Raw genomic sequence first — 14,131 nt, 5'->3', positions numbered from 1 at the left:
TCAGGAGTAAAACTGGCTTGGTGTATAGGTTTCAATTTAGATTCTGTACCTCACTTATCTGCAATCTGCTGTAATTCAATAATTAGGGTTTGCTGAAAAAGTCTCTTCGTTAAGGCAGGGAATAGGGAATAGGGAATAGGCAAGAGTTTGGGTGATCTGTTAGTAACCAATTCTTTGAAATTTCACCCGGAAAATGCACGCTTTTAGGAGTATACCCCTAAAAAATCCTGCACTGATTTCCTGATTTTCCACCTGAAACCCTTGATTTATCAAGGTTTTGAGTTTATTCAGCAAGCCCTAATTATTTTTATAATTTGGGAATCTGTAGGGGTTTAGCAATGTGCTTTACCCCACAAGTTTTGAATCCTGCAATAAAACTTTACAATCTTTGCGCTTTACCCAGGTAAAATCCATTGTCTATTGAGAATAGAGTCATTAATTGCTCAAATTTGGTATCACCAATACCAATGCACAACTTGGACAATATGATTATATCCAGATCCCGGACTTCTTGAAGAAGTCCGGGATCTGTGCACTAATCTAAGCTTCAATTACAACTCTTAAATTCCCCCTTTTATTCGCAACTCTACAGGAAGTTGTACTCCCCACCCGCTCAAATTCTAAGTCAAGAATCGTCGCACCAACACGCAAATTATGCAACGATAAACGATTAATTGATTCTGGCAAAGCAGGGTCAATAATTCGTAAACAATTATTCTGTGCGTCTGGTACTAAATTCACTATCATTTGCAATAATTGAAATATACTACCTGTAGCCCAAGCTTGGGGACTACAAGCAACGGGATATTGCACAGGTGCATTATCTCCATTCATTTCATAACCACAAAATAATTCTGGTGGACGTTGATAAGATTGCTGAAAAGTCATATTAAACAAACCTTGAAATAATTCCAAAGCTTGATCAATTAAACCCAAAGAACGCAGTCCCATCGCAATTAAAGAATTATCATGTGGCCACACTGAACCAATGTGATAACCCATTGGATTATAAGCAGGTGACAAACTACTTAAAGTTCTAATTCCCCAACCATTAAACATATCTGGCGCTCGCAATCTTTCTGCTACACTGTAGGCTTTTTCGGGGGTAAAAATTCCCAAAGATAAACAATGTCCAGGATTAGAACTAATACTATCTACTTGATTTCTTTCCCCATCTAAAGCTAAAGCACAAAAATCTTGATCTTCTATCCAAAAATCTTTGTTAAATCTAACTCTGAGATTTTTAGCTTCTTCTAACCAAGTTTCAGCTAAATCTAGCCGCTTGTTCATCTTCGCTATTTCTGCTAATTTGATTTTTGCAGCATAGACATAAGCTTGCACTTCACATAAAGAAATTGCCCCTTTAGCTAACTCACCTTTTCTATTAACAATACAATCACCAGAGTCTTTCCAACCTTGGTTAACTAAACCACCTTTTGATTTACGATTGTAGCTAAGATAGCCTGTTTCTTGAATATTTCTATCAATCCAATCCATGGCGGATAAAGCATTTCTCCACAATGTTTCTAGGGTTTCTTGATCATGAGTCCAAGCATAGTAATCAGCATACAAGATCAACCATAAAGGCGTTGCATCTACTGTTCCGTAATAAGGTGTATGGGGAATTTCTTGACACCTTGCTAGTTCTCCAAACCGTAACTCATGTAAAATTTTTCCTGGTTCTTCTTCTCGCCAAATATCTTCTTTTTTACCTTGATATTCTGCCAAGATCATTAAAGTTTCTTTAGCAATTTGGGGATTTAACATCAAAGTTTGGGAAGCGGTAATAATAGAATCCCGTCCAAACAAAGTGGAAAACCAAGGAACACCGGCGGAAACAGTTTTATATTTGCCAAAAGATTGGCGCAGTAAATACAAATCTTGTTCTGCTCTTTCAATCACTCTATTAAAAAGACTTTTATCTGAGTGAATGCGCGTAATTTGTTGTACCCAGTTTTGCTCCTCCATTAATTCAGAAGCTTTTGCTTGTGCCAAAGTTGTGGCAGCATTCACATTAGAAATCGGTTGATTATTGGTTAAACTCTGCAACCGATAACCGAGTTTTTTGGTTTCGTGAGAAGCTAATTCTAAACGCCAAATTGCGGTATAACCTTGAAAATAATCTGGTAGTTGATGTTGGAATTGTATCCGGGATTCCATCACCGCGCCATCTAAACCTTGATAGGCAAGGCTGAGGTTTTCTGAACAGTTTTTTAGTTCTGATAATCGTAATAATTTACCCCGGTTTCCTCGATAAAAACCACGAACTTCAAATAAATCTGCAAAGTCAGCATCAAAGCTAAGACTAATTTCAAAAGTAATGCTAGAAGTGCTGTAGTTAGCGACTTCTATTTCTTCAAATAATGCCCCATTAAGGACAATTTCGCGACGAATGCCAATAGTATCAGCATTTAGGTAATTGTCAATTTTGGGGTTAGTGCATAAAACAGAGAGAGCAAAACCTTTATCAGCAGTGCTGCTTAATAAAACAGGCGATCGCTTATTAATTTGTAACTCTAAACGACTCAAAAATCGGGTATCAGCGCAAAATAAACCCACACTGGGATTCCCATCTTCTAGGGAACAACCGGAAATGTTCCCCATTGTATCTGTCACCAAAAATAAATCATCATCTTTAACCGTTAAAGTGGGTTGTGGTCTTTCACTGACAACGCAAGGCCATTCTGGAATGGGTACTTGTTCAGCAGGAATAAAAATTTTGCCATCGAGGACGATTTTCTCTGGGGTCATCAACATATCCGGTGTCATGAGCCAAATTTCCCTATACTGGACGCGAGACTGGGGAAGAGGCAGGGAAGCACAGGGCAAGGGAGCAGGGGGTAAGGGAAGATTAACAACCCAATCACCAGTCACCAATAAATCTATACCTTTTACATCTGAAGTCAAGGCTGAAAACTGAGGATTTTCTAGGGTTTTATTCTTTGATCAGCAATGAGAGATACTAGAACTAGAAAATACTCATAAATATGTTTAGTTAATGTTTAGTTAATGTTTAGTTAAAAAAATTTTGAGTTTTGTCAATGGTCAACAGTCATCAAACTTACCAAGGTAGTTTTTGGGTTAATATCTGGACAGGTGCTTTCTAAAGGTCTAGATTGGGCGTTTAAAGATATTCATGAGCATTTCGACTTCTGTGCTGAGTGATTTGCTACAGTCACTACCTTACTTGCGGACTCAGTTGTATTTCAAGGCTTCCCTAACTGCGCTCTCCCATGCAATGGAAGATCAGGTTTTGGCGACTTCCTTGGATCAACCGCTTATTATTGCTAGTTTTCAGCGAGAGCGATTTTATCGTCAAGAAGCTCATCGCTATCAACGCCTTGCCGAGAGAAGTGACCAAATATACGTATTATCTGCACCAGAAACAGAGTTTGCTAATAGTTCGGATGACTATGAAAAGGTAGCTTTTGAACCGGATGATGCTTTAAGTAAAGAATGGCATTTAGTTGTAATCGCGGATAATTATGCTACTTGTTTAGTATGTCGAGAAAGTGTGAGGTCAATTGCTAAAAATCAGCAGTTACCAGAAATGACCTCTAGTCTGGATATAGACACAGCGCGGAGATTTGAGGGAATTTGGACTTCTGACAGAGGAGTTAGTCTCAAGGCCGCAGAATTGATATTGCAAAGAATAGAAGTTTATAGACCCGATTTAGCGGGCAAAATTAACCAGGCACGTCAGAGGTTTGGTATCGGTTCAGTACCACTCAAGTCCCAACCAAAATCAATTAATGAATCCGCTTTTAGTATTGATACTGACCCTTTTGTACAGCGATTAGTAACTTATTTGCAAGCTAGTCAATATAAGCTGCATAAAGCTTATCGTTCTATTGCTGCTCAAGCTAGAAAAGAAAAGTTGATCAATTCTATTAGTATGGCAATTAGGCGATCGCTTGATCCACAGGCAGTTTTGCAAGTAGCTGCTCAAGAGTTGGGTCAACATCTAGAAGCTGATCGTTGTCTGATTTACCGCGCTCAATCTACTGATGACCAAGCAATAATTGAACATGAGTTTTTAAGTCCTGATGTTGTCTCAGTACGGGGACAAACCTGGAATTTGGCACAAAATCCTTTATTTCACGAAATTACCCAACTGGGTGAAGGTATATGTATTACTGATACTCTTACTGATTATCGCGTTACTAGTTCTACCGCACTTTCTTTAATTGTTAAAAGGTTTACTATTCATTCGTGGTTGATAGAACCTGTATTTTCCCAGGGACGACTACTGGGAATGGTAGAGTTACATTTTTGTCATTTACCTGCCCATGAATGGCAAGCTGGAGAATTGGATTTAGTTAAGGCGATCGCTACTCAAGTAGGTGCAGCATTGATTCAAGCTGAAGCTTTTGCCAATTTAGAAGAACTAAACAAACAATTAGAAGCCCTTGACCGTACCCGCAGTAATTTAATTGCCATCACCGGTCATGAACTGCGAACCCCCCTCTCCACCATTCAAGTGTGTTTAGAAAGTCTGGCCAGTGAACCGGATATGCCTTTAGAGTTGCAACAGGTAATGCTAACTACAGCACTTTCTGATTCAGAAAGAATGCGGAAACTGGTACAGGATTTTCTCACTCTTTCTAACTTAGAAAGCGGGCGTGTGGAATGGCATCCCGAATCTTTGACTTTACAAGAATGTGTAGATTTAGCCCTTAGTCGCCTACGTACACGCTCCACGGCAGAAAAACCACCAACCATCAAAACACAAATTGCCGAAAGTTTACCTTTAGTTAGGGCTGATGGTGATTGGCTTGTGGAAGTATTAGCAAAAATTATAGATAATGCTTGTAAGTTCACACCCACATCAGGACAAATAACAATTAAAGCTCATCAAAATAGTAATTATGAGGTAGAAGTGATTGTAGCTGATACTGGTAGGGGAATTGAACCCAACCGCTTAGAAATAGTATTTGATCGTTTTTATCAAGAAGAGGGAGCTTTAAGACGGACTGCGGGAGGTACGGGACTGGGTTTAGCCATTTGTAGGCAAATAGTCAACGGTTGGAGTGGGAAAATTTGGGCTGAGTCCCAAGGTAAGGAGCAGGGAAGTCAGTTTCATTTCACTATTCCCATTGTTCAGAGTAGTCAGGAGCTAGAGAAGATCAAAAGATGAGGAGACAGGTGACAGTAATAATGCAAAAAAGATCGGTAACAATGTTACATAAACAGAAAAACCAATGTTTCTGTAAAATTAGGTAAAGTAATATTTACACTTAATTTAACAAAAATCCAATACAACTAATGCAACTGCAACTGAGAGGATCAAAATCTACCCTAGCTTCCCTATTATTAATTGCTCCCTTTTTCCTCTGGGGTACAGCAATGGTAGCAATGAAAGGAGTCATACCTCATACCACACCATTATTTATGGCAGGAGTACGTTTACTACCTGCGGGGGTATTAATTCTCATCGCTGCTGCTTTCATGGGTAGACCCCAACCCAAAGGATGGTTAGCATGGTTATGGATTATCATCTTTGCTTTAGTTGATGCTACCCTGTTTCAAGGTTTTTTAGCAGAAGGTTTAGTGAGAACCAGTGCGGGTTTAGGTTCTGTAATGATTGACTCCCAACCTTTAGCAGTAGCTTTATTGTCCCTGTGGTTATTTCAAGAACATATTGGTCTTTGGGGATGGTTAGGGTTAGGATTGGGAGTTACTGGTATTAGTTTAATTGGCCTACAAGAAGAATGGATTTTTCACCTTCTCGATTCAGGGGTAAAAATTACTACTGATAATTGGCAGCAATTATTTAACAGTGGTGAATGGTTAATGTTACTGGCAGCTTTATCAATGGCTGTAGGTACGGTATTAATTCGCTTTGTTTGTAGATATGCTGATCCGGTCACAGCCACGGGATGGCATATAATTTTGGGGGGGTTGCCTCTGTGGGGAATTTCTGCGGTTGTAGAAAACCAACAGTGGCAAAATCTGGTGTTATCCGATTGGTTAAATTTGGGTTATGCAACTATCTTTGGTAGTGCGATCGCCTATGGTTTATTCTTTTATTTTGCATCAAGTGGAAATCTAACGAGTTTAAGTTCTCTTACCTTTCTCACACCAGTTTTTGCTTTAATATTTGGTCATCTTTTTCTTGCAGAAGTTCTCACCCCCATTCAATGGCTAGGAGTTATGCTGACTTTAATCAGTATTTATTTAATTAACCAACGGGAAAATTTAGCAGGACAAAATCAAAAAGCTACCATCAATGAAAAAACTAATCAACAAAAACCAGTTTTAGAAGCATCTGTAACTAAGAAACTTTAAAAAATTACCCTAATATACTCCTTGGGAGATCAGGAAAATGAGGGAAAAAAAGCAATTATCTAGGACTTACGCCAGGATCAACCAAATATGAGGTATGGGTTTCATGCATTTTAACGTGATTTTTTGATGATTTTTGAGCGATAGCGAAGCGCTGCTGCAAGCAGTTCGCTATTGATCGGAAGTTAATCGCCAAAAGCCTGAAATGACGGATTTTCGTTCATGCACATCATGGTAAATTTGTACAGTGCGTAAGTCCCATTATCAATTATCAATTATCAATTATCAATTACCAAACCATAGATAATCAACTCTATGGTAAAAACCGATCTAAAGCTGCTTTGAGTTGTTCAATTTCTACATCAATATTGCCATTTTCTGAAGCTCTAGCAATACATTCCGTTAAATGCTCATCTAAAACAATCCGCGCTACTTTATCTAATGCACCTCTCACAGCTGCAATTTGTAATAATACATCAGGACAAGGGTTATTTTGCTGCACCATTGTTTTAATACCGCGAATGTGTCCTTCTATTCGTGATAGTCGGTTAACAATTCGCCGTAAAGATTCTTCACTATGAACATGAGGATGAACCGAGTTGACTGTTTCTGAATTATGATTTGTATGCTCGTGGTTGTGGTGGTGTGTGTGTTCTGCTTGCTGTGATGAAGGCAAGGATGTTTCAGCTAATCGGTTTGATGCTGTCATGAGTCCTGTGGGGTTTGGTATTAATTAGATCCTAGCCTAGAGTGATTTGAGATTGGCGGAAAAACCGTACTGAGTCAGGGTAAATGTCCATAATAGCTTGGTTGGTGTATGTTCCATTAACTTGATGACAGAAGTTGTTAGATCACAAGTTGGGTAAAAACTTCAATCAGCACAGATTTGTAAACCAGCTATAAAAATAATTGTAGCTAGATTTGTAAATAGATAGCAAACATTAGGCTTCTAGATTAGGTTGTGATTATGCAAATTTTTCAACTACCTCAGTTTATACGTAAACTCAGTACCCGTGTTTTAGCGATTTTTTTAGGAGTGGTGTTAACGGTTTCTTGTGTGTCAGTTTTACCTTCCCACGCAGAAACAGCACCGGATCAAGTGGTTGCTCAAAAACCATCTGCTGCTATTGGTAACAGTAGCTTTGTCACTGCGGCGGTAAATCGTGTGGGTTCTGCTGTGGTAAGGATTGATACCGAAAAAACTATTACTCGTCCTGTTGATCCCATTTTGGAAGATCCGTTTTTACGAAGGTTTTTTGGTGATGGGTTCCCCCAAATGTCACCGACTGAACAGTTAAGGGGTTTAGGTTCTGGTTTTATTCTGGATAAAAGTGGGATAATTTTGACTAATGCCCATGTTGTAGATCAAGCTGATAAAGTAACTGTACGCTTGAAAGATGGCCGTACTTATGAAGGTACGGTAAAAGGCATTGATGAAGTTACTGATTTGGCAGTAGTTAAGATTAATGCTGGTAGCGATTTACCGATCGCACCTTTGGGATCTTCTAGCAGTGTACAGGTGGGAGATTGGGCGATCGCTGTCGGTAATCCGTTAGGATTTGATAATACTGTCACTTTGGGTATTGTCAGCACTTTAAAACGTTCTAGCGCCCAGGTGGGAATTAGTGATAAACGTTTAGATTTCATTCAAACTGACGCAGCGATTAACCCTGGTAACTCTGGAGGTCCGTTGTTAAATGCTGAAGGAGAAGTAATTGGTATTAATACCGCTATTCGTGCAGATGCAATGGGAATCGGGTTTGCTATTCCCATAGATAAAGCTAAGGCGATCGCTGCACAATTACAAAAAAACGGTAAAGTTGCTCATCCCTATTTAGGGGTACAGATGGTGACATTAACACCCCAGTTAGCAAGACAAAATAACACTGATCCTAACTCTGCAATTCAAATACCAGAAGTGAATGGTGTTTTAGTGATCCGAGTTGTACCTAATTCCCCTGCTGCTACTGCGGGTATGCGACGCGGTGATGTGATTTTACAAATTGACAGTCAAACAATTACCACTGCTGAACAATTGCAAAGAGTTGTAGAAGATAGTCGTTTAGGTGAAGCGGTGCAGGTGAAAGTACAAAGAGGAAATCAACTTCAGGTGCTTTCTGTGCGTACTGCTGAGTTACAAGACATTTCTTAATATCCAAGTCCCAAGATAATGGGGATATGTTGAGGCATATCCTCATTTTTTCATGTTAAGTTTCTAATTAAGTTTCTAAATTTACGGTTATTATATTGACAAGGATAACCAAGATTATTCTTTATTACCAATTATCAATTACCAATTACCTAATTTTGAATTTCTGAAAATATGGCATCTAACAAAAATATTCTCAGCGAAATATTGTCTTCTTCGCCCAACTTTTTTTCTCAACTTGTATTTGGTTTTCTGTTAGCTATTATTTCCAGTTTTGCAGGAGCTTCATTAATTCTCAGTTTATTTGTGGGGATTATGGGTGGTGTTGCTTTAGGGTGGTTTACAAACGTCAACGAAAATAACCCCCAAATACCAGATGTAGCTTCTAATGATGGCATTGATGCAGCACTGAAATACTGGTTATTTTTCATGTTCAGCTTTGTGTTTCTTGGTTATTCCGCACCAATAAGTATTTTATTTGGAGGAATAGCAGCTGTAGGTGGTGGTTGGATTATTGCTTGGTGGAGAAGTAAAGAAGCAACTCAAACTCAATTATCAGATGAAATTTTAGAAGAAGCAGAAATCCCAGAACCCAACGAGAAAAGTACCAGAGGCAGAAAAAGAATATCTACCCGTCGTTATCGTCGCGCTTCTGGCAGTTTCAATTTTCGCTTTTGGCAAAAATAGATGTAAGCATTCAGCTATCAGTTTATAACAGCAAAAACAAAGATTTAGCAGCATTAATTGAGGAAATTTCCACTTTGTATTTTAGCGTTGAAAGCTGAAAACTGAATGCTGATGATTTTATTGTCCTAAATACGCTTCTAAAACTTTGGCATTTTTTTGAATTTCCGTAGGAGTACCGACTGCTAAATTTTGTCCTTCTGCTAATACCCAAACTTTGTCACACAAAGACATAATTACATCCATATTATGTTCAATAATTAAAAAAGTTAAACCGTTTTCTCTGTTCCATTTGAGGATGCGATCGCAAATATCATCTATTAATCTAGGATTCACTCCTGCTGCTGGTTCATCTAATAATATTAACTTAGGATTTGTCATCAAAGCGCGTCCCATTTCTAATAGTTTACGCTGTCCACCTGACAAACCACCAGCATAGTCATTTGCTTTTTTTTCTAATCCTACAGATTCTAACAAAAACATTGCCCTTTCTTTATTTTGTTTTTCTTCTCTAGCGACAATGTGCGGTTGAAATTGCACTTGCCAAAAATTCTCACCAATTTGTTTTTGTGCTGCTAACAGCATATTTTCTAAAACTGATAAACGTGATAGAGTTTTGGGAACTTGGAAGGTGCGAATTAAACCTTGTTGGGCAATTTGAAATGGTTGCAAATTGTGAATCGGTTCACCATCAAAAATCACTCTTCCTTTATCTGGGTGGATGAAATTGGACAGTAAATTAAATAAAGTCGTTTTACCCGCACCATTAGGACCAATTAAACCAGTAATACTACCTTGAGTAACTTCGATGTTAGCATCTTTAACCGCTTGAATACCACCAAAATTTTTACAAAGTCCGGTAGCTGCTAATAGGGGAAGTTGGGGAGATTCAATATTATTTACCATGATGATTTATTAGTGATTGTTTGTTAGTGATTACAATGAATTATTTGGATCAAAATACCTAAGATAATTTTGATGTCTTTAATATAATATTCACTGAGATCAATGTAAATTTCCTGATTTTGTAATTTTAGAAATTTCCACATATTACCTGTGGTAACAACTCCATAAATTGTATCTATATAATTACCTTCCTTGTGATTAAATAATTGTGCAGCGATCATTTCTGCGACACATTGACCTAAACCTAGTTTAATGTTTTCGTTTTTGGCTTCCACGATAGTGACAACAGGAGCATTAATAAATAGTTGTTCTGGTGATTTGCTAATTATAAAATCACAAACTCCATTTAAACCTTGTTCTGGTTCTACATTAAAATCTACACCAGAAAATAAACTAATTTCTTCTGTAAACTGATTTTTTATTTCAATTAGCACAGGAGCTATAATCATTTCTGAGCGGGCTTTTTCTGTGTTAATTGCCAATGCTAAAGGAACATTAGTTTTGAGTATTGTATCTAAAATTACACTACATTCTTTTTCTGGTGTGTTAGCAAATAAATCTACCTTTTCAATAATTTTTAAACTGAATTTATTCACAACTTCCTGTAATTTGAAATCACTATAAGCCATGACAAACACCTCTCACCTGTTACCTATAACCTATTATTTACCAAGAGTAAGTTCCTCTTTTTTACCTAGAATACCTTGAGGTCGCCAAATCATCAGTACCATGAGAATTAGACCGATAAACATAATTCTAAAAGCACCGATACGTTCTACATCTAAAGGAACAATTTTTGGTAAAAATTCCCGTGTGAGGGCATCATAAGCGAAATAAATTACTGCCCCTAAAATTGTACCGATATTATTACCAGAACCGCCTAAAATTATCATAATCCAAGCGTCAAAAGTGAGTTGAGGTTGAAAATTATCAGGATAAATGGCGCTCAGTTGCCAAGCGAAGAAAGCACCAGCAATACCAGCGATCGCACCGCCTAACATCAAAGATTGTAACTTATAAGAAAAGACATTTTTACCTAATGCTTTGGGTACTTCTTCATCTTCACGGATAGCTTTGAGAACTCGACCCCAAGGAGATTTGACTAAAAATTCTAAGCGCCAAAAAACAAAAGCTAATACTAACAAAGCCAATAACATTAAACCCGCTTTAGGGTTGTAATTATACAATCCCACTACACCAGCAACATAAATAGCGACTGACAATAAACCTAAAATTATACCCACTACCAAACGGGAAGAAAATTCTTTTTTAATGGAAACAGTGACAGATTGTTGAGCAGTTGTTACCCAACGCCACAAAGAAAATAAAGTAACAATTGCAAGTAAAGAAAGTACACCAATCATCAAAAATCGGAAAAATAAATTGGGCGTGGTTGATAGAGGAATCGCATAACTTTGGACACCAAACGCCCCAGAAATCCAAGCATCACCTACTGGTAAATCTTGGTTATTCACCACCAAACGAATTAATTCCCCAGTACCAATAGTAACAATACCCAGATAATCTTCCCGGAGGCGTAGAGTTGCAAAACCAATAACCAAACCTAACAAAGCGGAGACAATTGCCCCAGCGATCGCCGAAAATAATATAGGTACACCTTTTAAACCTAATAAAACTGTAGTATATGCACCCAAGGTCATAAAAGCAATATGACCAAAATTAATCAAACCTGTAAAACCCCACTGTAAATTAAGCCCTAATGCGAACAAAGCAAAAGTAGCGGTAGAAATAGCCAGAAAAATGAGATATTCAATCATAATTAGTCATTAGTTATTTTTACCCAGTCCCCAATCCCCAGTCACCACGATAGAAATTACAGGTGAAATAGTCAAGTTTTTGCGTGTTGTGCCAATGCCAGATGTGTAAATTGGTGATTGGTGACTGGGTTAACCTCCCTTTCTTCCCCCTCACAGGGGTAGGTTTTTAATATTATCTGTTGAGGCAGGACTAGGAAGACAAGGAGGGAAAGTAGACAAGGAAGATTTTATACGGACAATGGTTTTTTGACGGACTATTTTTGTGACTAAAAGTACAGACTTTGTACTGTTTTCCTCCCTTGTCACCTTGTCCACCTTGTCCACCAAGTCTTGCCCTGACGACAATGTAAAATACCTACCCTTGTGAGCTTTCTTCCCCTGCCTCCTGCCTCCTCATTACAAACTGTATAAGACAGAGCAGGGATCGCCAAAACCATAGATTAAACTGGAGTTTGATCAAGTATATGTGAGAATTCCCTCATGATGGATGCTAAGGCACTTTGGCAACGATACCAAGAATGGTTATATTACCACGAGGGATTAGGACTGTATCTAGATATCAGCCGGATGCGGTTTGATAACGCTTTCGTGGAGTCGTTGCAGTCGAAATTTGATAAGGCTTTTGCGGATATGGCCGCTTTGGAGAAGGGAGCGATCGCCAATCCTGATGAAAACCGCATGGTAGGACACTACTGGTTGCGTAACCCAGACTTAGCACCCTCTCCAGAACTAAAACAAGAAATAGTTCAAACTTTAGAACAAATCGAAGCTTTTGCAGATCAGGTACAAACCGGGGCAGTTCATCCCCCCAAAGAAAGCCGCTTTACTGACATTATTTCTATCGGTATTGGTGGTTCGGCTTTAGGTCCCCAGTTTGTCGCTGAAGCACTTGCACCCGATTTTCCTCCCCTCAACATTCACTTTATCGACAATACCGATCCTGCTGGTATTGATCGGGTTCTCTCCTCTATCGACGATAAACTGGCTACTACCCTGGTATTAGTCATTTCTAAATCTGGTGGTACACCCGAACCCCGCAACGGCATGATCGAGGTGAAAAAAGCCTACGCTGCCAAAAATTTAGACTTTGCTAAATATGCAGTTGCCATCACCAGCACAGATAGTAACTTAGATAAAGTGGCTCAATCTGAGGGTTGGTTAACAACTGTTCCCATGTATGACTGGGTAGGTGGGCGTACTTCAGAAATGTCTTCCGTAGGATTATTACCCGCAGCATTACAGGGTATTGATATCCGTGCCATGTTAGATGGTGCAAAAGAAATGGATGATGCCACCCGTGTTGCTAATATTAAAAATAACCCAGCAGCATTATTAGCATTATCTTGGTATTTCTCCGGTAACGGTAAAGGCGAAAAAGATATGGTTGTCTTACCTTACAAAGACAGCTTGTTATTATTTAGCCGTTATTTACAACAATTGGTAATGGAATCTTTGGGTAAAGAACAAGATTTAGACGGTAAAACTGTATATCAAGGTATTGCCGTTTATGGTAACAAAGGTTCAACAGACCAACACGCCTATGTACAACAATTGCGGGAAGGTGTACCCAATTTCTTTGCAACTTTAATTGAAGTTTTAGAAGATCGTCAAGGTGCATCTCCTGAAATTGATCCTGGTGTCACATCTGGTGATTATTTATCAGGTTTCTTATTAGGAACTCGTCAAGCATTGTATGAGAATAACCGCGATTCTATTACAGTGACAATTCCTCAAGTTAATGCTCGCACAGTGGGAGCGTTAATTGCATTATATGAACGGGCTGTAGGATTTTATGCCAGCTTAGTTAATATTAATGCTTATCACCAACCTGGTGTAGAAGCTGGTAAAAAAGCTGCCGCTGCAATTCTCGATTTACAACAAAAAGTAATCAAAGTATTGCAAACAGAAAAGAAAGCCCTTTCTATTACCGAAATAGCTGATAAAGCTGGTGCTGCTGAACAAGTTGAAGCAATTTATAAAATTCTGCGTCATCTTCATGCTAATAATCGCGGTGTGGTGTTAACAGGTGATTTAAGTAAACCAGGAACATTAACCGTTTCTTGGGGTTAAATACAATAAATCATCCTGTTAAAATATTCTGTGTTTAAAATCCTCGATTTCTTTAAGAAGTCGGGGATTTAAATTTAGTGATTAAATATTCAGCTATCACTAATCAGCTAATAGCAACAATAGATTTTAACTCAGAAATGTTGAATGTCGTTACAAAAGTTTACATATTCAGTTATAGTAGTCCTATTAAGGGTGAAAATGTCAACATCTCATGATATCTTCCATCCAATGAACATAACTAATTTGTTGACACATACAA

Annotated in this window: 10 protein-coding genes; 5 read left to right on the top strand and 5 right to left on the bottom strand. The window is 38.4% G+C overall.

The annotated features are described in order from the left end of the window. Positions 1-540: 540 nt before the first annotated feature. Positions 541-2,769 carry an amylo-alpha-1,6-glucosidase gene (locus tag H5968_RS08560; RefSeq protein WP_187039647.1) on the bottom strand — a complete coding sequence of 743 codons (2,229 nt, stop codon included), beginning with the start codon at positions 2,767-2,769 and terminating at the stop codon, positions 541-543. A 367-nt stretch (positions 2,770-3,136) separates the two neighbouring features. Here H5968_RS08560 and H5968_RS08555 point away from each other — a divergent pair, with 367 nt between their 5' ends. Together H5968_RS08555 and H5968_RS08550 are read left to right on the top strand one after the other, a co-directional pair. Then, entirely contained in the window at positions 3,137-5,137 is a 2,001-nt protein-coding gene (locus tag H5968_RS08555; RefSeq protein WP_187039609.1) for a DICT sensory domain-containing protein, read from the top strand. A gap of 128 nt (positions 5,138-5,265) precedes the next feature. Further along, complete coding sequence (locus H5968_RS08550; RefSeq protein ID WP_187039608.1) at positions 5,266-6,288, top strand: DMT family transporter; 1,023 nt, start codon at positions 5,266-5,268, stop codon at positions 6,286-6,288. Between the two features lie 310 nt (positions 6,289-6,598). Here the strand turns inward: H5968_RS08550 and H5968_RS08545 are convergent, their stop codons facing one another. Next, complete coding sequence (locus H5968_RS08545) at positions 6,599-6,994, bottom strand: metal-sensing transcriptional repressor (RefSeq protein ID WP_187039607.1); 396 nt, start codon at positions 6,992-6,994, stop codon at positions 6,599-6,601. A 258-nt stretch (positions 6,995-7,252) separates the two neighbouring features. Between H5968_RS08545 and H5968_RS08540 the strand changes: the two genes are divergently transcribed. Then, entirely contained in the window at positions 7,253-8,437 is a 1,185-nt protein-coding gene (locus H5968_RS08540; protein WP_187039606.1) for an HhoA/HhoB/HtrA family serine endopeptidase, read from the top strand. 171 nt (positions 8,438-8,608) lie between these two features. Continuing rightward, positions 8,609-9,121 (top strand): hypothetical protein, encoded by a 513-nt coding sequence (locus H5968_RS08535; protein ID WP_096571232.1) that lies wholly within the window; start codon positions 8,609-8,611, stop codon positions 9,119-9,121. A 117-nt stretch (positions 9,122-9,238) separates the two neighbouring features. On the opposite strand, the gene H5968_RS08530 is transcribed toward H5968_RS08535, so the two are convergent. From H5968_RS08530 to H5968_RS08520, 3 genes are read right to left on the bottom strand one after another with little or no spacing between them, the layout of a single operon-like run. After that, entirely contained in the window at positions 9,239-10,024 is a 786-nt protein-coding gene (locus tag H5968_RS08530) for an ABC transporter ATP-binding protein (RefSeq protein WP_096571234.1), read from the bottom strand. A 23-nt stretch (positions 10,025-10,047) separates the two neighbouring features. Continuing rightward, positions 10,048-10,653, bottom strand: a complete 606-nt coding sequence (locus tag H5968_RS08525) for a hypothetical protein (RefSeq protein ID WP_096571236.1) — start codon at positions 10,651-10,653, stop codon at positions 10,048-10,050. Between the two features lie 33 nt (positions 10,654-10,686). Continuing rightward, positions 10,687-11,802 (bottom strand): branched-chain amino acid ABC transporter permease, encoded by a 1,116-nt coding sequence (locus H5968_RS08520; protein ID WP_187039605.1) that lies wholly within the window; start codon positions 11,800-11,802, stop codon positions 10,687-10,689. 483 nt (positions 11,803-12,285) lie between these two features. Here H5968_RS08520 and H5968_RS08515 point away from each other — a divergent pair, with 483 nt between their 5' ends. After that, complete coding sequence (locus H5968_RS08515; protein WP_096571240.1) at positions 12,286-13,872, top strand: glucose-6-phosphate isomerase; 1,587 nt, start codon at positions 12,286-12,288, stop codon at positions 13,870-13,872. Positions 13,873-14,131: the final 259 nt, after the last annotated feature.

The sequence above is a fragment of the Sphaerospermopsis sp. LEGE 00249 genome (assembly GCF_014299995.1).
GTDB lineage: Bacteria > Cyanobacteriota > Cyanobacteriia > Cyanobacteriales > Nostocaceae > Sphaerospermopsis > Sphaerospermopsis kisseleviana.
Note: the sequence above shows the minus strand (reverse complement) of the source record. Positions and strands in the feature narration are given on the sequence as shown.

What these genes read in the sequence shown, in the direction of transcription:
- H5968_RS08560 (WP_187039647.1), bottom strand. Translation starts at nt 2,769, where the DNA reads ATGACACCGGATATGTTGATGACCCCAGAGAAAATCGTCCTCGATGGC.
- H5968_RS08555 (WP_187039609.1), top strand. Translation starts at nt 3,137, where the DNA reads ATGAGCATTTCGACTTCTGTGCTGAGTGATTTGCTACAGTCACTACCT.
- H5968_RS08550 (WP_187039608.1), top strand. Translation starts at nt 5,266, where the DNA reads ATGCAACTGCAACTGAGAGGATCAAAATCTACCCTAGCTTCCCTATTA.
- H5968_RS08545 (WP_187039607.1), bottom strand. Translation starts at nt 6,994, where the DNA reads ATGACAGCATCAAACCGATTAGCTGAAACATCCTTGCCTTCATCACAG.
- H5968_RS08540 (WP_187039606.1), top strand. Translation starts at nt 7,253, where the DNA reads ATGCAAATTTTTCAACTACCTCAGTTTATACGTAAACTCAGTACCCGT.
- H5968_RS08535 (WP_096571232.1), top strand. Translation starts at nt 8,609, where the DNA reads ATGGCATCTAACAAAAATATTCTCAGCGAAATATTGTCTTCTTCGCCC.
- H5968_RS08530 (WP_096571234.1), bottom strand. Translation starts at nt 10,024, where the DNA reads ATGGTAAATAATATTGAATCTCCCCAACTTCCCCTATTAGCAGCTACC.
- H5968_RS08525 (WP_096571236.1), bottom strand. Translation starts at nt 10,653, where the DNA reads ATGGCTTATAGTGATTTCAAATTACAGGAAGTTGTGAATAAATTCAGT.
- H5968_RS08520 (WP_187039605.1), bottom strand. Translation starts at nt 11,802, where the DNA reads ATGATTGAATATCTCATTTTTCTGGCTATTTCTACCGCTACTTTTGCT.
- H5968_RS08515 (WP_096571240.1), top strand. Translation starts at nt 12,286, where the DNA reads ATGGATGCTAAGGCACTTTGGCAACGATACCAAGAATGGTTATATTAC.